Below are 19,088 nucleotides of genomic sequence, written 5' to 3'. Positions count from 1 at the left end.
CGACTGAGAGTGACCTGAGAGGCGCGCCGCGGGAGCGGCGCCTTTCAGGACGTCAGCGACGATCGAGGTCGATCAGACCCAGGCGTGCGGCCTTGAGCAGGCGACGCGGCACCTTGTGCTGCTGACCTGCGACGGTGACGCCGACGAGGTCGGTTTTGGTGGCTTTCCACTGCGCGCGCCGGCTACGGGTGTTCGCGCGCGACATCCTGCGCTTGGGCACAGCCATGATCGAGCTCCATCGTTCGGGGGTTATCCGGCAGGGGCACTGCCCGCGAGCCTGGACTACCGGGCGCCGGCAATTGCTGACCAGAATAGCGGCTGCGGGTGGCGGGCTCCAAACTCCGGTCGGCCGCCGTTTGCCTGGTCTGGTCGAAACCCTCAGTCGGTACCGACGGTCCCCGGTAATCTACCGACTGGTTGGGTGAGGCCTGAGACGGGAGCGCGGTGTGAGAGAAGAGCTGTTGACATGAGCATGTGGACCACCCCGGAACGCGAACAGCTGCGGAAGACAGTCCGCACGTTCGCCGAACGAGAGGTACTGCCCTACGCCGACGAGTGGGAGCGCATCGGGGAACTTCCCCGCGATCTGCACCGTAAGGCCGCCGAGGCCGGACTGCTGGGCGCCGGGTTCGCCGAAGCCGTCGGCGGGGACGGCGGGGATGCCGCCGACGCTGTCGTGATCTGCGAGGAGATGCACCACAGCGGTTGTCCCGCCGGGGTTTACGCATCGCTGTTCACGTGCGGGATCGCCGTTCCGCACATGATCGCCTCGGGCGATGCGCACCTGATCGACACCTATGTGCGCCCCACTCTGCGCGGCGAGAAGATCGGCGCACTGGCCATCACCGAACCCGGCGGCGGCTCCGATGTCGGGCATCTGCGCACCCGCGCACGGGTGGACCCGACCGGCGGATCCACCGGCGAGGGCGCCTGCTACGTCGTCAACGGGGCCAAGACCTACATCACGTCCGGGGTGCGCGCCGACTACGTCGTCACCGCGGTGCGCACCGGCGGACCGGGCGCGGCCGGAGTCTCCCTTCTGGTCGTCGACAAGGACACCGCCGGGTTCGAGGTGACCCGTCGGCTGGACAAGATGGGATGGCGCAGTTCCGACACCGCGGAACTGTCCTACACCGATGTCCGCGTGCCGGCGGAAAATCTCGTCGGCGTCGAGAACACCGGCTTCCTGCAGATCGCCGCGGCATTCGTCAGCGAACGCGCCGGCCTTGCCGCGCAGGCCTATTCGAGCGCGCAGAGGTGTCTGGACCTGACCGTCGACTGGTGCCGCAGCCGCGAGACCTTCGGTGCGCCGCTGATCGCGCGTCAATCGGTGCAGAACACGCTGGCCGAGATGGCGCGCCGCATCGACGTCGCCCGGGTGTACACCCGGCAGGTGGTCGAACGACAACTCGCCGGAGCCGCGCAGGCGGCGACATCGGGGCGAGGTGAGACCGACCTGATCACGGCGGTGTGCTTCGCCAAGAACACCGCGGTCGAAGCCGGCGAGTGGGTGGCCGATCGCGCGGTGCAGCTGTTCGGCGGGATGGGTTACATGACCGGCACAGAGGTGGAACGGCAGTATCGCGACATGCGCATCCTCGGCATCGGTGGAGGAACCACCGAGATCCTGACCTCTCTGGCCGCGAAGACCCTGGGGTACCAGTCATGAGCGGCTTCGTCGAAACCGAAGAGCAGCAGGCACTGCGCGCCGCAGTGGCAGCCATGGCCGCCGACTACGGACAGGACTACTACCTGGACAAGGCGCGCGCCGGGCAGCACACCGACGAACTCTGGTCGGCGGCAGGCAAACTCGGGTTCATCGGAGTGAACCTGCCGGAGCAGTACGGCGGCGGCGGTGCGGGCATGTACGAACTGAGCCTGGTGATGGAGGAGTTGTCCGCGGCCGGTTCGGCCTTGCTGATGATGGTGGTCTCCCCTGCGATCAACGGCACCATCATCGCCAAATTCGGGACCGACGAGCAGAAACAACGCTGGCTGCCCGGCATCGCCGACGGGTCCATCATCATGGCGTTCGCGATCACCGAACCCGACGCCGGCTCGAACTCCCACCGGATCACCACCACGGCGCGCCGCGACGGCGACGACTGGATCCTGTCCGGCCAGAAGGTCTACATCTCCGGTGTCGACCAAGCCCAGGCGGTGCTCGTCGTCGGCCGGACCGAAGAACGCAAAACCGGGAACCTGAAGCCGGCGTTGTTCATCGTGCCGACCGACGCCAAGGGCATGAGCTGGACCAAGATCGACATGGAGATCCTGAGCCCGGAATCGCAGTTCCAGCTGTTCCTCGACGAGGTGCGACTGCCGGGTGACGCCCTGGTCGGCTCGGAGGACGCCGCGATCGCGCAGTTGTTCGCCGGGCTGAACCCCGAACGCATCATGGGCGCAGCCAGCGCGGTCGGCATGGGCCGCTTCGCCATCGGCAAAGCCGTCGACTACGTCAAGACCCGCCAGGTGTGGAAGACGCCGATCGGTGCGCACCAGGGTCTGTCACATCCGTTGGCGCAGAACCACATCGAGATCGAGTTGGCCAAGCTGATGATGCAGAAGGCTGCGGCGTTGTACGACAGCGGCGACGACGCCGGCGCGGCGGAAGCGGCGAACATGGCCAAGTACGCCGCCGGTGAGGCGTCGGTGCGCGCGGTCGACCAGGCCGTGCAGTGCCTGGGCGGCAACGGGCTGACCAAGGAGTACGGCATCGCCTCGGTGCTCACTGCGTCCCGGCTGGCCCGCATCGCTCCGGTGAGCCGGGAGATGATCCTGAACTTCGTCGCCCAGACGTCACTCGGCCTGCCGCGGTCGTACTGACGACTTCGACCGCACCGCACCGAAATTGACGCTGGAGTCGACCGGTTTGCTCGGATCGGAAACGGTCCCGAACCGGGGGTGGTCTGCGCGCTTACAGTTTGATCAACCCTCTTGCATGAATTGGCGTACGTCGTAGGCTCGTAGGCGATGTATGCCGCGTGTGCCCAAGGCGATCACCGGCGCGAGGAACGGTCGATGAGGAAAGGGTCACCATGAGCACGCCCGCCTCGAGGAACGGGTCGATGCGTGCCGCCGACACAGATCGGATCCAGGTCGCCCAGCTGCTCACCGACGCAGCGGCGTCCGGCAAGCTCGGCGTCTCCGAGTACGAAGATCGGCTGACCAGGGCCTACGCCGCCGAGACCCAGGACGAACTCGACCGGCTCTCCGCCGACCTACCCGGGGCGGTGACGCGGGGTCGCGGCGGCCCCGGTCGACCCGCACCGTCCAGTGTCCTGCTGGCGATCATGAGCGGATTCGAGCGCCGCGGCCGATGGAACGTCCCCCAGAAACTGACCACCTTCGCACTGTTCGGGGGCGGCATCGTCGATCTGCGCTACGCCGACTTCACCGCCCACGACGTCGAGATCCGGGCCTACTCCATCATGGGCGGGCAGACCATCCTGATCCCGCCGGAGGTCAACACCGACGTCCGGGGTCGCGCCGTGATGGGGAATTTCGACCACCACGTCGACGGCAACGGCTCCCCCGGCGCGCCCTGCGTGCGCGTCTCCGGCCTCGCACTGTGGGGCAGTGTCAAAGTCAAGCGCAAGAAACGCAAAGGCTCCTAGTTCCCGGCGGCGGTCAGCGACGGCGCCGCTTGGCGCCGAGGTAATCGCCGACGACCGCTGCGCCCAGCCCGTCCAGATCGGGCACGACCACCCGGCCGCCGACCCGTCGCGCAACCTGATCGATGAACCGAGCCAGGCCCGGGTCGCTACCGAGTCGGAAAATGGTCACCTGCGCCCCCAAGCGGGAGATCTCGTCGAAACCGCGGACGGTGTGGGCGATGGTGCGCGGATGCGGCGGGTAGTCGAAGAAAACAGCAGAACGCCCGTCGCGATCGAAGTCCTCCAGATGGGCCGTCGGCTCACCGTCGGTGACGATCAGCACGACCGGCTGCGCGTTCGGGTGGCGGCGCAGGTGCCGGGAGGCCAGCGCCAACGCGTGATGCAGGTTGGTGCCCTGCTCGTAGACGCCCTCCAGACCCGTCAACTCGGCGGGCGTGACCGTGCGCGCGTAGCGGCCGAAGGCCACGATCTGCAGGTCGTCGGAGCGGAACCGGGTGCTCACCAGGTGACTCAGCGCCAGAGCGGTCCGCTTCATCGGCAGCCACCGGTTCTCCATCACCATCGAGAACGACGTGTCGACCAGCAGCGCCACCGCCGCCTGGGTGCGCGTCTCCGTTTCGTTGATCTCGACGTCGTCGACGGTGATCTTCAGCGGCGGCGTGGCCTGACCGGTGCCGGCTTCCCGCAGCACCGCGTTGGTCAGCGTGCGGGTGACGCTCCACGGTTCGGTGTCGCCGAACTGCCACGGCCGCGTCGCTCCGGTGAGCTCCCCGGCCGCACCGGCGCGGCGCGTGTCGCGCTCGCCGTGCCGGCCCGAGAGTTGCTGCGCGACATCCCGTAACACCGCCTGACCAAGCTGACGCATGGCCTTGGGCGACAACCGCCATTGACCGTCGGCGCCCCGGTCGAGGAATCCCTCGTTCATCAGGGCGCGTTCCAGTTCGGCCAGGGTGCGCGCATCCACCGCGGCCTCGTCACCGAGCTGGCGGGCCAGCATGTCCAGGTCGACGTCGTCCATGCTCGCGCCGGCATAGCTCTGGGACAGCTGCTCGGCGAGCTCTTCGAGTTCGGCGATGTCGGACAGCGCCTGCGCGCCCTCACCCATGCCGAGGGGGTCGTCACCGGAGAACCGTTCCGAGCCGGTCCAGTCCTCCCCCGGGCGGGCGGCCTGCAGGTGCGAGTCGAGCCGGTTCAGCGCGTTCATCAGCGACGGCGAACCGAACGCCTGCTGGGCCAGCGCGTCCAGCTCGGCGCGCTGCTGCTCGGACAGGCTGTTGCGGAAGCGCTGGGCGGCGGCGGCGCGCTTGGCCAACGAGTCCAGCAGCTCGTCGATGTCGCGCGGATTCTCCGGGAAGAACTCGCCGTGCTTGGCCATGAAGTTCTCGAAATCCTGCTGGGTGTCCTGGCCCTGGGCGTGCTTGTCCAGCAGGTCGTTGAGGTCGTCGAGCATGTCGTTGACGCGCTGCCGGTCCTCGTCGGTGGCGTTCTCCAACGCCTCCTTCATCCCGGCGAAGCGTTGATCGAGCATCTCGCGGCCCATCAGGTCCTTGATCTGCTCGTACTTCTGCTGGGCTTCCGGGGAGCGCCACTGGTACTCGGAGAGTTCCTGGACGGCCTTGGCCGGCGACGGCGACAACGAGTCGAGTTGCAGTTCGCCGAAGCGCGCGTCGTCGTCGAGGGCCCGCGCCAGTTCCTTGCGCTCGGCCAGCACCGCTTCGTCGAGCAGCTTCTTGATGTCGGCGAGCGTGCCGTCGAGGTTGTTGCGCTGCAACAGTTCTCGACGGCGGCGGTTCGCTTCGGCGGCCAGCCTGTCCGCACCGCGCATGCTCTTCGATCCGCGCCGCAACAGCTCTGAGAGCGCACGCCGCGGTGACGTGCCCTCCATGACGTCCTGGCCGATGGCTTCCAGCGCTTCGCGCAGATCCACCGGTGGCGCCAACGGATCAGGCCCACCGGTGTAGCGCGAATACCGCGCTTTCTTAGCCATAGACCGTCTCACCCTCCCCCGTCACCTTGTCGATGCGCTTGGCCAGGTACAGCGCTTCGAGGGCCAACTCCACAGCCGCGGCGCGCTGCCCCTCCGAACTCGCATCGAGGCGACGCTGGATCTCGGCGACGGCCGGCACCTCCGGTAGCGCGGCGAGCACGTCGCGCGCCGACACCCGCTCGCCGGTGGTGACCGGCGAGCCGTTCTCCACCGCGGTGACGATCGGGCCGACGTCGATACCGCCGAGCAGGCGTTGCGCCGTCTCGGCGGTGGCACGGCGCAGCAGGTGTTCCAGCACCGCCTGCTCGCGGCCTTCCTCGCCGGACTCGAACTCCAACTTCCCGCGCAGCACGTCGATCACCGTGGCCAGGTCCACGACGCGGGCCACCGGTTCGTCCTCACCGAGGATCGCGGCCCGGTGTTGGGCAGAGGCGGCGACGGTCTCGGCCGCAGCGATGGCGAAGCGGGCCGAGACCCCGGAGCGCTGGTCGATCGAGGTGGACTCGCGCAGGCTGCGTGCGAAGCGCGCGAGCACCTGCAGCAGGTAAACGGGCACCTCGGCGGCCAGGTGGGCCTCCTGCTGGATGACGCCGACCTCGGCGTCGAGCTCGAGCGGATAGTGGGTGCGGATCTCCGCGCCGAAGCGGTCCTTCAGCGGGGTGATGATCCGTCCGCGGTTCGTGTAGTCCTCCGGGTTGGCGCTGGCGACCACCAGCACATCCAGCGGTAACCGCAGGGTGTAGCCGCGGACCTGGATGTCGCGCTCCTCCATCACGTTGAGCATCGCGACCTGGATGCGCTCGGCGAGGTCGGGCAGCTCGTTGACCGCGACGATGCCGCGGTGCGCGCGCGGGATCAGGCCGTAGGCGATCGTCTCGGGATCGCCGAGGCTGCGACCCTCGGCCACCTTGATCGGGTCGATGTCGCCGACGAGGTCCGCGACGCTGGTGTCGGGGGTGGCCAGCTTTTCGGTGTAGCGCTCGCTGCGGTGCCGCCACGCGATCTTCAGGTCGTCGCCGGAGTCGGCGGCCTGCCGGATCGACTCCGGGGTGATGGGGCTGTACGGGTGCTCGCCCAGCTCGGAGCCCTCGATCACCGGAGTCCACTCGTCGAGCAGTCCGGTCAGGGCGCGCAGGAGTCGGGTCTTGCCCTGTCCGCGCTCGCCCAGCAGCACGATGTCGTGTCCGGCGATCAGTGCGCGTTCGAGCTGGGGAATGACGGTCTCCTCGAAGCCGAGGATGCCGGGCCACAGCTGCTCGGCGTCCGCACCCGAGCGCAACGCCGTCAGCAGATTCTCGCGGATCTCGGCCTTGACGCTGCGTTCCTGATGTCCCGAAGCCCGCAGCTCGCCGACGGTCCGGGGCAGGTCGTTAGGTGAAGTCACCACTCCACGCTACGACGCCTCGCCAGTTCTGGACCGCTCGCTCGCGTTTTTGCACATTCACCCACCGCGAACGTGGGGCTACGGCACGGTCGTGTCCGTGAAGCGGGCCTCAATCCAACACTGGACGGCCAGTCCACTCGGCGAGTCCAGCATCGAGGCTGATCCGCTCGTAGTCGGCCCATCCGGCAGCGCGCAGAGCGTCTCGCACCCGCGCCAGGAACACCTCGGATCGGTATTTGAGTATGTCTCGACTGACCCGGATGATCGTCCAGCCTTGCTCCTGCAGCTCGGCGGACCGGTCGATATCGCGGGCCCGTACCGCGGGATCGGTCCAATGCTGCGGACCGTCGTACTCGATGCCGACCTTCCAACGCTGCCAACCCATGTCGAGGCGGCCGATGAAGTACCCGTGTTCGTCGCACACCAGGACCTGCGTGCGGGGACGTGGGAACCCGGCGGCGAGCAGCAGCAACCGCGTCCTGGTCTCCTGCGGAGACTCAGCACCGCTGTCCATCGAATCGAGCACGGTGCGAAGGCCGACAAGTCCGCGCTCCCCGCGATGCCTGTCCACCAGCGGCTCGACATCGGCAGAGGTGATGCGGGTGGCATTCGCGAGCGCGTCGACACGTATCACCGCGTCGACGAGCGGATTCCACCTTCCCAGGTCGAACGCCGTGCGCACCGGAGTCGTCACCGGGATTCCCCGGACCGTGCACACTTCGTCGTCGGCCAAGGTGTCTCGGTGGATGACGATGCCGTTGACCGCGGCGGCTTGCCGGCGAATCAACTCCGCCGGCGCGTTGCCGTCGATCCAGCGTGCGCCGTGCAGTGCGGACGCCGACAAACCGGCCACCGTCGCTGCGCGGCCCGACCACAGCCATGCGGCAGCTGCGCGGGTGACCGGAGTCACGGCCACGTCCCGCGGTAGGTAGACGTTGCGGTACACACGCTGATGGCGGTTGCGGAGCGCGCGTCGGCTCAGCTCTGCACTGCGTTCGGTCCCGAGGAACGGCCAGTTACTCCCCATGCCGGGACAGTGACACCGCTGGCAGACAATTGACTGCTTCCAGTCGACCAGGCTGTGGATGACGCCGTCGAACGTTGGGTTAGCGCACGCCCGCTGCGTTCAAGCGTGCACGAACCCAACACTCAGTGTTCGAAGCTGCCGCGCGTGCACCAAGCCCGCACTCAGTGCGCGAAGTGCCGCGCGCCCGTGAGATAGAGCGTGATGCCCGCTGCTTCGGCGGCTGCGGTGACCTCGTCGTCGCGCACCGAGCCGCCGGGATGCACGATGGCTTTCACACCGGCCCGCGTGAGGGTCTCCAGACCGTCCGGGAACGGGAAGAACGCATCCGAGGCCGCGACGGCGTCGACGGTGCGATCACCGGCCCGCTCGACTGCCAGCCGGGCCGCGTCGACCCGGTTGACCTGCCCCATACCGACGCCGACGGTCGCGCCGTCCTTGGCCACGACGATCGCGTTGGACTTCACGGCGCGGCACGAACGCCACGCGAACGCCAGGTCGGCCAGCGTCTGCGGATCGGCCGGGCTGCCGGTGGCCAGCGTCCAGTTGTTCGGGTCGTCGCCGGCGGCGTCGAGTGCGTCACGCTGCTGCACCAGCAGGCCACCGCTGACCTGACGGAACTCGGTGCCCCCGCGCGGCGGCTCGGACGCGACCAGCACGCGGATGTTCTTCTTGCGGGTCAGCACCTCCACCGCGCCGGGCTCGTAGGCCGGTGCCACGATCACCTCGGTGAAGATGTCGGCCACCGTCTCGGCCATCTCGACACTGACCGTGGTGTTCGCCGCGATCACTCCGCCGAACGCCGACAGTGGGTCACACTCGTGGGCCTTGCGATGCGCGTCGGCCACCGACACCGACGACACCGCGATGCCACAGGGGTTGGCGTGCTTGATGATCGCCACACAGATGTCGTCCTGGTCGAACGCCGCGCGCCACGCGGCGTCGGCGTCGGTGTAGTTGTTGTACGACATCTCCTTGCCGTGCAGTTGCTCGGCCTGCGCCAGGCCCGGCCAGCCGCCCTCGTCGCTGTAGAGCGCCGCACCCTGATGTGGATTCTCGCCGTAGCGCAGCACCGCGGCCCGCCGGAACGTCGCACCGAACCACGGCGGCAGCTGCGGTCCGTCGGTTTCCTCCGGGGCCAGCACCGACCCCATCCAGGACGCGACCGCCACGTCGTACTCGGCGGTGTGCCGGAACGCCAACGCCGCCAGCTTCTTTCGCTCGGACAGCGTGAAACCGCCGGCTCGCACCGCGGCGAGCACACCGTCGTAGCCGAGCGGATCGACCACGACTGCCACGCTCGGGTGGTTCTTGGCGGCCGCGCGCACCATCGACGGCCCGCCGATGTCGATCTGTTCGACGCACTCGTCGACGTCGGCGCCGGAGTTGACGGTCTGAGTGAACGGATAAAGGTTCACCACAACCAGTTCGAACGCCTCGACACCGAGCTCGGACAGTGCGGACACGTGCTCGGGCTTGCGCTGATCGGCCAGCAGGCCGGCGTGCACCCGCGGGTGCAGCGTCTTGACCCGCCCGTCGAGCACCTCCGGGAACCCGGTGACGTCTTCCACGGGGGTCACCGGAACACCGGCTGCGGCAATGGTTTTCGCGGTCGACCCGGTCGACACGATCGCCACACCGGCCTCGTGCAGGCCTTGCGCCAGCGGCACCAGACCGGTCTTGTCGTAGACGCTGATCAGCGCTCGACGGATCTGCCGGCGCCCTTCTGTCGCGGTCATCCTATGGTCGCCTTTCTTCCCGTCCAGGTCACGCCGCGGGTAGCCAGCGCCGCCAGGACATCCACGAGGAGCTCTCGCTCGATCACCTTGATTCGTTCGTGCAGGGTGGCCTCGTCGTCGCCGTCGAGCACCGGCACGGACTGCTGGGCGAGGATGGGACCGGTGTCGGTGCCGCCGTCGACCAGGTGCACGGTGCAACCGGTGACGCGGACGCCATAAGCCAGGGCGTCGGCGACGGCGTGCGCGCCGGGGAATGCGGGCAGCAACGCCGGATGGGTGTTGACGACGCGGCCCGGGAACCGGGAAAGAAACGCCGCGCCAAGTATTTTCATGAACCCCGCCGACACCACCAGGTCGGGTTGATGCGCAGCGGCGGCATCGGCGATCGCGGCGTCCCACGCTGCCCGGTCGGGATAGTCGCCGACGCGCACGGTGAACGTTGGGATCGATGCCGCGGCGGCGATGTCCAATGCCGGGCACACCCGGTCGGCCCCGACGGCGACCACGCGCGCGGGGTAGTCACCGACGGCTGCCTGCAGCAGCGATGCGAGAAGCGAGCCGGTCCCGGACGCCAGTACGACCAACCGTGCCGGCGCGCTCGGGGGCACTCTCACGTCGGGCTGCACGCGAGAAGCCTAATGTGTCCTCACTCGGTGCCGCGTGCGCGGTTGCCGGGAGGATCGTCGCCGCCCTCGTCGACGACGAAGTGCTCCTCCGGGTCGAAGTCGACGGGGTCGGCAGGGGCTGCCTCCGGCTCGTCGGGGGCGGGCTCGGGATCGGGGTCGACATCAACCGGGGCGGTGACTGGGTCGACGTCGATGATCTCGGTGTCGGCCTCGCCGGTGTCGTCGACGTCGACGAGGTCCTGGTCATCCGGTTCGGCCTCGGCGGTGACGCGCGCGGGTCGCACCCGCGGTTGCAGACCGCCCGACATCGCCACCGTCAGGCCGCCGATGCCGGCGAACCACAAGAACACCGCGGGGCCGAACGTGGCCTGGTCGACACCCACGTCGCCGAAGTTGCCGAGCTCGCCGCCCGCGGCGAGGCCCAGCAGCGCCATCGTCAGCGCCGCGAGAGCCGCGGCGAGCACCAGCTTCGCGGTGGCTTGCAGTGGCGGGAGCGCCCGGCGCGCGCACTGCTGGCCCAGCGCCACCCCCGCAACCGCCGCGACGATCAGCAACGCCACCCACACCGGTCCCAGCGGCGGCGTCGGTGCGGCGGCCAGCACCGGAAGCGCGGGCACCTCGCCACCGAAGACAGTGAACGAGCTGAAGGTGGCCAGTCCGACGTGGGCGCTGGAGCCCACAGCGACCGCCGCGGCCCCGACCATCACGTTCGGTATGTAGAGCACGCTCAACACCGTCAGGCTGAACTGGCCGAACGCCGAGTCGGTGATCGAGAACAGCTCGTGCATGGTCGACCAGTGCACGACCAGCGAGCCGGCGACGACCGCGCCGGACAGGCCCAACAGGGCCAGGACCCCGGCCGCCGCGGCGCGCACCGCGTCCGGTGTCCAGGCCGGCAGCGGCGTGGCGTCCAGCAGCCGTCGACCGTGCCGCGAGCCCACACCGACCGCCACCCCGATCGCGTGGACGACGAACACCCCGCCGAAGGCCCGCAGCGCGTCGGGGGTCTGCAGGTCGGTCAACACCGACGCGGCGTCGTGGATGACCGCCAGACAGATGGCCGCGATCAGCAGCGGACCACCCAGGGCGGAGGCCACCACCCAGCGCGTGACGAACCACGAGGAGCTGACGGTCGCCGCCGCGGTGGTGCGCGCGGTGCCGTAGATCATGGCCAGCACCGGAAGCAGCGGCATCACGCCGAGCGCGCTGCCGGCGATCGACACAGGGACCTGGTGCACCCCCAGCCACATGCTGGCGATCGCGCCCAACGCACCGGTCATGTCGCTGTTGGCGATCAGCAGCTGCAGCAGCACCACCGCGGCGATGACGACCAACGCGACCACCGCAGGCCCGAACGCCACCCGGACCAGATCACGCGCCTGGCGCGTCCCGACTGGTGGACCGTTCACAGGCAGAGCCGCTCCTCGCACACGCTCGGTGGCGCGACCTTCGCGCACGCGCGGCTCAGACTACGACGAGGACTGACCCGACTGCGAGGATGACGACGGCGGGTGTTGCGTGCCGGGGTTGCTGCCCGACGGCGGCTGACCGTAGGTCGGGAAGCCGGTCGGCGGGGTCGGCGGTCCGGACGGCTGCTGCCCCGAGGACGACTGCCCCTGCGCCGACTGTCCCTGCTGCGACTGTCCCTGCGGCGACGCGGGGAAGCCTCCGGTCGACTGGCCGGTGCTCGGGTAGCCGCCGCTGCCGCCGTACGGAGTCGGGTAGCCCGGCCGCTGCTGCTGGTGTTGCGGCTGGCCCGGAGGCTGCCCGTAGTACGAGCCCGGGTACTGACCGTACGACTGGTTCTGGTCGTACTTGGGACGCGGAACCGGGGCCTTGATGATCCCGGACTCGAACAGCAGCGTCACCACTGCGACGGCTGCCTGCAGCAGCGTGAACGCGATGACCAGGTAGAGGCCCCAGTCCACCGTCGCGTTACCGGGTTTGTTGACCACCTCGGCAACCACGAGCAGGAAGCTCAGCACCGCCGCGACCGCGGCGATGTTGACGAAACTGCGCTGCTTGGGCAGCAGGCTGATCCCGGCCAGCAGCGCGGCGACCAGCGACGCGATGACGGCCAGTGCCAGTCCGATCGAGCTGCCGCTGATCTCGCCGAGCATCGGGAAGTCCGACGCCGACATCGTGAACTGCGGCGCGAAGCTCGACAGGTACACGAGCAGGCCGAGCACTGCGACCGCGGCGGTCAGGTACAGCGGCAGCTTGCTGGCCGCAGGGGTACCCGCGGGCGCGCCGAAGTCCTGATCGGGCACTTTGGCGAACTGCTGAGTCGGGGCGGTGAACTGAGTGGTGGGCTGCTGGGCGGGCGGGTAGCCGGGGCCTCCGGGCGGGCCTTGTGGAAACGACATGACCTCTCCTGTGCTGTGCGGGCGCCGCATCGGGTTCAACGACGTAGTCGACTGCGATCCGCGAGGAACCGCCTCTGGTTCGATGAACCACGCTAGCGCACCCGACGGACGTCCGGTCACGCGTCGGGGCAGGCCGAACGCTCACACCCCTGCCAACGCCGGTGCGTCCACGGCGTCCTTTTCCGCCTCCTCGATTTCGCGGACCAACGGCAGCACCCGGGCTCCGAAGTATTCGATTTCCTCCTGGAAGTGCAGAAATCCGCCGAGGATCAGGTCGACGCCGCGTTTGCGGTACGCGGCGATGCGCTCGGCGATCTGCTCGGGTGTCCCGATCAGTCGGGTCCGGAAGCCGTCGTTGTACTGGATGAGATCCTCGAAGGTCGAGTCGGCCCACATTCCCTTTCCGTCGGCGGTGGCGTTACCGGCCTGTTGGACGGCGGTCCGGAACCCCTCGACGGCCGGCCGGTTCGCCTTGGCGATGATCTCGCGGAGCGTTTCCTTCGCCTCTTTTTCTGTGTCCCTGGCGATGATGAAGCCGTTGAGGCCGAACTTGACCTCCCGCCCGGCCTCTCGGGCGTGGGTACGCACGTCGACGATCTGTTCGGTGATGCCCTCGAAGTCCTTGCCGTTGGAGAAGTACCAGTCGGCGTAGCGCCCGCCGTTGCGTCGTGCGGCGGTGGAGTTGCCGCCTTGGAAGAGCTCCGGGTTGGGGCGCTGTGCGGTGTTCAGCGGCTTGGGTTTGAGGGTGAAGTCGTGGATGCGGTAGAAGTCGCCGCGGAAATCCACGTCGTCCTCGGTCCAGATCTTGCGCAGGACTTGCAGGAACTCGGCGCTGCGGCGGTAACGCTCGTCGTGTTCGAGCCACGGTTCGCCCAGGTGGGTGAATTCGTCTTTGAACCAGCCGCTGACGACGTTGACGGCGAACCGTCCACCGGAGAGCTGGTCGGCGGTGGCGCCGAGTTTGGCGAGCACTCCCGGCTGCCACAATCCGGGATGAACGGCGGCGATGACCTTCAGCCGCTGCGTGGCCAGCAGCAGCGCCAGGCTGAAGCTGGTGGACTCATGCTGGTACTCGGCGCCGTAGCTGGCCTCGTACCGGACCTGGCTCAACGCGTACTCGAACCCGTTGTTCTCGGCGGTCTGCGCGAGTTTGACGTTGTACTCGTAGTTCCAGTCGGTGCGCTGCTCGATGTCGCTGGTGACCAGGCCGCCGCTGACGTTGGGAACCCAGTACGCGAACTTGACGTGTTCGGCGATGTGTTCGGTGGACATGGCGTCATGACAGCAACTCGGCACTGCTGCGTCGCGGGTAACGCTCGTCGTGACCGAAACTCCGGCAGGGCGGCCACCCTTGCGGTGGCGGATTGAAACACGTTCTAATTCAGCTATGGACTACGGGTTGGTGCTGTTCACTTCAGACCGCGGAATCACACCGGCGGCGGCCGCCAAGTTGGCCGACGATCACGGCTTCACGACGTTCTACGTTCCCGAGCACACCCACATCCCGATCAAGCGTCAGGCCGCGCACCCCACCACCGGTGACGAGACGCTGCCCGACGACCGCTACATGCGCACGCTGGACCCGTGGGTGTCGCTGGGCACCGCCGCGGCGGTGACGTCGCGCGTCCGGCTGTCGACGGCTGTGGCACTGCCGGTCGAGCACGACCCGATCACGTTGGCCAAGTCGATCGCCACGCTGGACCACCTGTCCGGTGGCCGGGTCTCGTTGGGTGTCGGATTTGGTTGGAACACCGATGAATTGGCCGACCACAAGGTTCCGCCGGGCCGACGCAGGACCATGTTGCGCGAGTATCTGGAGGCGATGCGCGCGCTGTGGACCCAGGAGGAAGCTGAGTACGAGGGCGAGTTCGTGTCGTTCGGGCCGTCCTGGGCGTGGCCCAAGCCGGTGCAGTCGCACATTCCCGTGCTCGTCGGCGCCGCGGGCAACGAGAAGAACTTCAAGTGGATCGCGCGCTCCGCCGACGGCTGGATCACCACGCCGCGCGAATTCGTCATCGACGAGCCGGTCAAACTGCTGCAGGACACCTGGGCGGCCGCGGGTCGCGACGGGGCGCCACAGATCGTGGCATTGGACTTCAAACCCGATGCCGACAAGCTGGCCCACTGGCGCGAAATCGGTGTCACCGAAGTGCTGTTCGGACTGCCTGACAGGTCCGACTCCGAGGTCGCCGCATACGTCGAACGCCTGGCCGGCAAGCTCAGCGCGCTGGTGTAGCCGACGCGCACTGCAGGCGGTGCGCGCCGGGCGTGGACTTTCCCGTTGCCACGAGAGGCGGCTTCGGAGCTGCCCACGGCGAGCGACAAAGTCGGCGTCTGCACAGCGCACCTACAGACTCCCCGACAAATTCGCTCGTAGTGGGCACTTCCGGATCCACTTCTGGCGAGGAACCGCGGCAGACCACCACGAAAGTGCACCCACGGTCGCGATGGCACCGCTTTCACGACCGTGAGCGCACTCTCGCGAACACGAGCCCTCTTCTGACTATCGCAGCACCGCGCGGTTGACCTCCCCGTCGGGCGTCACGGTGATGGCGGCGCCCAGCGGATCGCCGTCGGTCATCAGAGCCAGCAGCTCAGCATCCTCGGTCATCGCCATGAACCGGGAACCGTCGGCGTCGAGTCTGCCGATGATGATGCCGGTGCGGACCGGCCAGTCGTAGCGCACCGAATAGGTTTCGATCGTCCCCGACCCGTCGGGATGCCGCGTGGCGGGCACCTTCGGCAGCGCGGCGATATCGGCTTGCAGCGCCTTGCTCTGGTCGGCGCTCCAGTCGGCAGGCTCGGTCGAGTACACGCCGACCGAATACTTGCTCATCACACCGCCATTGGCGCCGACGAGTCCGAACGCACCGGGGTTGGCGCGCATCTCGGCGACGGTCTCGGCGATCGCGTGCAGTGAGTAACTGTTGCCGGGGCCGCCGAAGTACGGCAGGCCGCCGGTCAACGTGAGACCGCGGGAATCGTCTGCGGCCAAGCCGAATTCGTCGCACACGGCGAACACCGGGAACGGAAAGCAGCTGTACAGGTCGAACGTCGAAACAGCGTCGATGCCGATGCCGGCCACCCGGAGCGCTTCTGCCACAGCCTGTTTCGCAGAGATGCTGGCACCGAGGCGTTCGCGGTCCAGCAAGGCCTGCTCGGTCTGGTCGGCGTGCCCGCGCAGGTACACCCACTTCTCCTCGGGGACCCCGAGGCGCCGCGCCGCGTCCACTGACATGACGATCGCGGCCGCGCCTTGGTTCACGGTGTCGCGGGCGACGAGCAGACGCGGATACGGATCGCAGATCATCCGATTCTGGTCGGTGACCGTGACGATCTCATCGACCGACCGCTCCACAGGGGACGACGAGTACGGGTTCTTCGCCGCCACCGCCGAGAACGGAGCGAACAACTCGGCCATCTCGCGGCGGTATTCCGCGACGCCGAGGCCCAACGCGGCGCGCCGCGCGTTGTCGAGCAGGGCGTACTGGACCGGCGCGCCGGTCAGGCCGTGCGCGACGGTGTAGTCGCTCATGTACTGCTCGAAGCCGTATCCGCGGTCCTCGAGTTGCCCGCCGACGTGTTCGGTGTGGTCGGGCTTGTCGGATTTCTCGGAGAAGTACTTGAGGGTCGAGCCATTTTCGGACCCGACGATCAGCGCCACCTCGATGTCGCCGGCGGCGATCAGGCCGGCGAACTCCGTCGTCAGCTTCTGCGGGCCGTTGCCGCCGATCGGCTCGAGAACCGCGCGGGCCGGGTCAGCGCCGACGCGCTGCGCCACTGACCGCAGATAGTTGTCCGATGCGCCCAGCGGCGGGTCAGCGAACGGGGTGCAGATCTCGAACTGACGCAGGCCGGCGAACACTTCGATGGCACGCGCGACGGCAGAGACGTCGGCACCCGTGTCGGCCAGCGCAGCCCGGGTCGCCTCGGTGGCGAGGTCGACTGCCGACATGCCGCGGTAGCCGTCGTCGTCGATGCGTTCGGTGAACTGCCCGACGCCGACGATGACCGGTGTGCGCGGATCGACCATGACCAACCTCCTGGCAGCGTTGTTTCGCCACGCTAATGGAGCGCGTCGCCGCCAACGGAACTGGGTGGCCGGGTCTGAGTGCCGAGCAGACGCAAAATCGCCCCCAAACCGTAGGTCTGAGGGCGATTTTGTGTCTGCTCGCGAGGGTCGGTGACCCCTTACAGGCTCTCGAAGATCTCGCGGGCCAGGCGGGCGGTCTCCGACGGCGTCTTGCCGACCTTGACCCCGGCGGCCTCGAGAGCTTCCTGCTTGGCTGCCGCGGTGCCCGACGAGCCACTCACGATGGCGCCGGCGTGGCCCATCGTCTTGCCCTCCGGGGCGGTGAAGCCCGCGACATAGCCGACGACGGGCTTGCTGACGTTGGCCTTGATGTAGTCGGCCGCACGCTCCTCGGCGTCGCCGCCGATCTCGCCGATCATCACGATGACCTTGGTCTCGGGATCCTTCTCGAACGCCTCGATGGCGTCGATGTGCGTGGTGCCGATGACCGGGTCGCCACCGATGCCGATCGCGGTGGAGAAGCCGAGGTCACGCAGCTCGTACATCATCTGGTAGGTCAACGTGCCCGACTTCGACACCAGCCCGATCGGGCCCTTGCCGGTGATGTTGTTGGGCGTGATGCCCACCAGCGACTCACCGGGGGTGATGATGCCCGGGCAGTTGGGCCCGATGATGCGGGTCTTCTCACCCTTGGACACGTTGTAGGCCCATGCGTAGGCCGTGTCCTGCACGGGGATGCCCTCGGTGATGACCACCAGCAGCGGGATCTCGGCGTCGATGGCCTCGATGATCGCGTCCTTGGCGAACTTCGGCGGCACGAATGCGATCGAGACGTCCGCGCCGGTCTCCTTCATCGCCTCGGCGACGGAACCGAACACGGGGATCTCGACGTCGTTGCCGTCTTTGTCCTGGTGCGCCACCTTGGTGCCGGCCTTGCGAGCGTTCACGCCGCCCACGATCTGGGTGCCGGCCTTGAGCATCAGCTTGGTGTGCTTGGTGCCCTCGCCGCCGGTGATGCCCTGGACGATGACCTTGCTGTCCTTGTTCAGAAAAATCGACATTGGCTGAAGTCCCTTACTTGTTCGCCAACTCGGCGGCCTTGTCGGCACCGGAGTCCATGGTGTCGGCCTGGATGACCAGCGGATGGTTGGCCTCGGCGAGAATCCGTCGGCCTTCGTCGACGTTGTTGCCGTCGAGCCGCACGACCAGCGGCTTGTTGGCCTCGTCGCCCAGGATCTTCAGCGCGCTGACGATGCCGTTGGCCACCGCGTCACACGCGGTGATGCCGCCGAACACGTTGACGAACACGCTCTTGACCTGATCGTCGTTGAGGATGACGTCCAGGCCCGCGGCCATCACCTCGGCCGAGGCGCCACCGCCGATGTCGAGGAAGTTGGCGGGCTTGACCCCACCGTGCTTCTCACCGGCGTAGGCGACCACGTCCAGGGTCGACATGACCAGACCGGCGCCGTTGCCGATGATGCCGACCTGACCGTCGAGCTTGACGTAGTTCAGGTCGTTCTCCTTGGCCTTGAGCTCCAAGGGATCGGTCGCGTCCTTGTCCTCGAACTCGGCGTGACCCTCCTGGCGGAAGTCGGCGTTCGCATCGAGGGTGACCTTGCCGTCGAGGGCGAGGATCTGGTCGTCCGGCGTACGCACGAGCGGGTTGACCTCGACCAGCGTGGCGTCTTCCTTGACGAAGACCTCCCACAGCTTGGCGATGGTCACCGCGGCGGCGTCGAGCACCTCGGCCGGCAGGTGGCCCTTCTCGGCGATCTCGCGCGCGAAGGCCTCGTCGACGCCCTTGGTGGCGTCGACGGGCACCTTGGCCAGCCGATCGGGCTTGGTGGCGGCGACCTCTTCGATCTCCATGCCGCCCTCGACCGAGCACATGGCCAGGTAGGTGCGGTTGGCGCGATCGAGCAGGAAGGAGATGTAGTACTCCTCGGCGATGTCGCTGGCTTCGGCGACCAGGAGCTTCTTGACGACGTGGCCCTTGATGTCCAGGCCGAGGATGTTCGACGCGTGCGTGAACGCGTCGTCGGGAGTGGCGGCATACTTCACGCCACCGGCCTTGCCGCGGCCACCGACCTTGACCTGCGCCTTGACCATGACCGGCTTGCCGATTTCCTCGGCGATCGCCTTGGCGTCCTCGGCCGTGTCAGTCACCCGGCCGGGAGTGGTGGGTACGTTGTGCTTGGCGAAGAGTTCTTTCGCCTGATACTCGAAGAGGTCCATGGACTCCGAAACATTCTGTCTGTCTGCGGCTAGAAACTTGCGGCCCGACGGGCTCGTGGGGAACTGTATCCACC

16 protein-coding genes are annotated in these 19,088 nt (G+C 68.0%); 4 read left to right on the top strand and 12 right to left on the bottom strand.

All coding sequences use genetic code 11. The features are described from left to right. Positions 1 to 52 precede the first annotated feature (52 nt). Positions 53 to 226 (bottom strand): 50S ribosomal protein L32, encoded by a 174-nt coding sequence (rpmF, locus tag ACQI46_RS07575; RefSeq protein ID WP_370489932.1) that lies wholly within the window; start codon positions 224 to 226, stop codon positions 53 to 55. Between the two features lie 240 nt (positions 227 to 466). Here rpmF and ACQI46_RS07570 point away from each other — a divergent pair, with 240 nt between their 5' ends. The 3 genes from ACQI46_RS07570 to ACQI46_RS07560 all read left to right on the top strand — a co-directional run bounded on the left by ACQI46_RS07570 (position 467) and on the right by ACQI46_RS07560 (position 3,617). Next, a complete protein-coding gene (locus ACQI46_RS07570) occupies positions 467 to 1,669 on the top strand; it encodes an acyl-CoA dehydrogenase family protein (protein ID WP_427093356.1) in 1,203 nt (400 codons plus the stop codon). Further along, entirely contained in the window at positions 1,666 to 2,826 is a 1,161-nt protein-coding gene (locus tag ACQI46_RS07565) for an acyl-CoA dehydrogenase family protein (protein WP_427093355.1), read from the top strand. The genes ACQI46_RS07570 and ACQI46_RS07565 overlap by 4 nt, the downstream gene beginning before the upstream one ends. 212 nt (positions 2,827 to 3,038) lie before the next feature. Then, entirely contained in the window at positions 3,039 to 3,617 is a 579-nt protein-coding gene (locus ACQI46_RS07560; protein WP_427093354.1) for a DUF1707 SHOCT-like domain-containing protein, read from the top strand. Positions 3,618 to 3,630: 13 nt separating this feature from the next. On the opposite strand, the gene ACQI46_RS07555 is transcribed toward ACQI46_RS07560, so the two are convergent. The 8 genes from ACQI46_RS07555 to sfnG all read right to left on the bottom strand — a co-directional run bounded on the left by ACQI46_RS07555 (position 3,631) and on the right by sfnG (position 14,015). Continuing rightward, on the bottom strand, positions 3,631 to 5,604 hold the full coding sequence (locus tag ACQI46_RS07555) for a vWA domain-containing protein (RefSeq protein ID WP_427093353.1): 1,974 nt from the start codon (positions 5,602 to 5,604) through the stop codon (positions 3,631 to 3,633). Then, a complete protein-coding gene (locus tag ACQI46_RS07550; protein ID WP_427093352.1) occupies positions 5,597 to 6,988 on the bottom strand; it encodes a sigma 54-interacting transcriptional regulator in 1,392 nt (463 codons plus the stop codon). Before ACQI46_RS07550 ends, ACQI46_RS07555 begins: the two co-directional genes overlap by 8 nt. 109 nt (positions 6,989 to 7,097) lie before the next feature. Continuing rightward, positions 7,098 to 8,015, bottom strand: a complete 918-nt coding sequence (locus tag ACQI46_RS07545; RefSeq protein WP_427093351.1) for a DUF559 domain-containing protein — start codon at positions 8,013 to 8,015, stop codon at positions 7,098 to 7,100. A 161-nt stretch (positions 8,016 to 8,176) separates the two neighbouring features. Further along, positions 8,177 to 9,751, bottom strand: coding sequence for a bifunctional phosphoribosylaminoimidazolecarboxamide formyltransferase/IMP cyclohydrolase (gene purH / locus ACQI46_RS07540; RefSeq protein ID WP_427093350.1), 1,575 nt, complete (start codon positions 9,749 to 9,751; stop codon positions 8,177 to 8,179). Further along, positions 9,748 to 10,377: a phosphoribosylglycinamide formyltransferase gene (purN, locus tag ACQI46_RS07535; protein ID WP_427093349.1), complete on the bottom strand. Its 630-nt coding sequence runs from the start codon at positions 10,375 to 10,377 to the stop codon at positions 9,748 to 9,750. The genes purH and purN overlap by 4 nt, the downstream gene beginning before the upstream one ends. A 20-nt stretch (positions 10,378 to 10,397) precedes the next feature. After that, positions 10,398 to 11,786 carry a DUF6350 family protein gene (locus ACQI46_RS07530; RefSeq protein ID WP_427093348.1) on the bottom strand — a complete coding sequence of 463 codons (1,389 nt, stop codon included), beginning with the start codon at positions 11,784 to 11,786 and terminating at the stop codon, positions 10,398 to 10,400. A 60-nt stretch (positions 11,787 to 11,846) separates the two neighbouring features. Further along, the gene (locus tag ACQI46_RS07525; protein WP_427093347.1) at positions 11,847 to 12,743 is read right to left on the bottom strand and encodes a DUF5336 domain-containing protein; all 897 of its coding nucleotides are present in this window, start codon (positions 12,741 to 12,743) and stop codon (positions 11,847 to 11,849) included. Between the two features lie 141 nt (positions 12,744 to 12,884). Beyond that, positions 12,885 to 14,015 carry a dimethylsulfone monooxygenase SfnG gene (gene sfnG, locus ACQI46_RS07520; protein ID WP_427093346.1) on the bottom strand — a complete coding sequence of 377 codons (1,131 nt, stop codon included), beginning with the start codon at positions 14,013 to 14,015 and terminating at the stop codon, positions 12,885 to 12,887. A 115-nt stretch (positions 14,016 to 14,130) separates the two neighbouring features. On the opposite strand from sfnG, the gene ACQI46_RS07515 reads away from it, so the two are divergent. Further along, positions 14,131 to 14,979: an LLM class F420-dependent oxidoreductase gene (locus ACQI46_RS07515; protein ID WP_427093345.1), complete on the top strand. Its 849-nt coding sequence runs from the start codon at positions 14,131 to 14,133 to the stop codon at positions 14,977 to 14,979. A gap of 267 nt (positions 14,980 to 15,246) precedes the next feature. Here the strand turns inward: ACQI46_RS07515 and ACQI46_RS07510 are convergent, their stop codons facing one another. From ACQI46_RS07510 to sucC, 3 genes are all read right to left on the bottom strand, one after another. Further along, positions 15,247 to 16,776 (bottom strand): acetyl-CoA acetyltransferase, encoded by a 1,530-nt coding sequence (locus tag ACQI46_RS07510; protein WP_427093344.1) that lies wholly within the window; start codon positions 16,774 to 16,776, stop codon positions 15,247 to 15,249. A 158-nt stretch (positions 16,777 to 16,934) separates the two neighbouring features. After that, positions 16,935 to 17,837 carry a succinate--CoA ligase subunit alpha gene (gene sucD, locus ACQI46_RS07505; RefSeq protein ID WP_427093343.1) on the bottom strand — a complete coding sequence of 301 codons (903 nt, stop codon included), beginning with the start codon at positions 17,835 to 17,837 and terminating at the stop codon, positions 16,935 to 16,937. Positions 17,838 to 17,850: 13 nt separating this feature from the next. Then, the gene (gene sucC, locus ACQI46_RS07500) at positions 17,851 to 19,014 is read right to left on the bottom strand and encodes an ADP-forming succinate--CoA ligase subunit beta (protein ID WP_427093342.1); all 1,164 of its coding nucleotides are present in this window, start codon (positions 19,012 to 19,014) and stop codon (positions 17,851 to 17,853) included. Positions 19,015 to 19,088 lie beyond the last annotated feature (74 nt).

The organism is Mycobacterium sp. SMC-4 (assembly GCF_050205565.1).
Classification (GTDB): domain Bacteria; phylum Actinomycetota; class Actinomycetes; order Mycobacteriales; family Mycobacteriaceae; genus Mycobacterium.
Note: the sequence above shows the minus strand (reverse complement) of the source record. Positions and strands in the feature narration are given on the sequence as shown.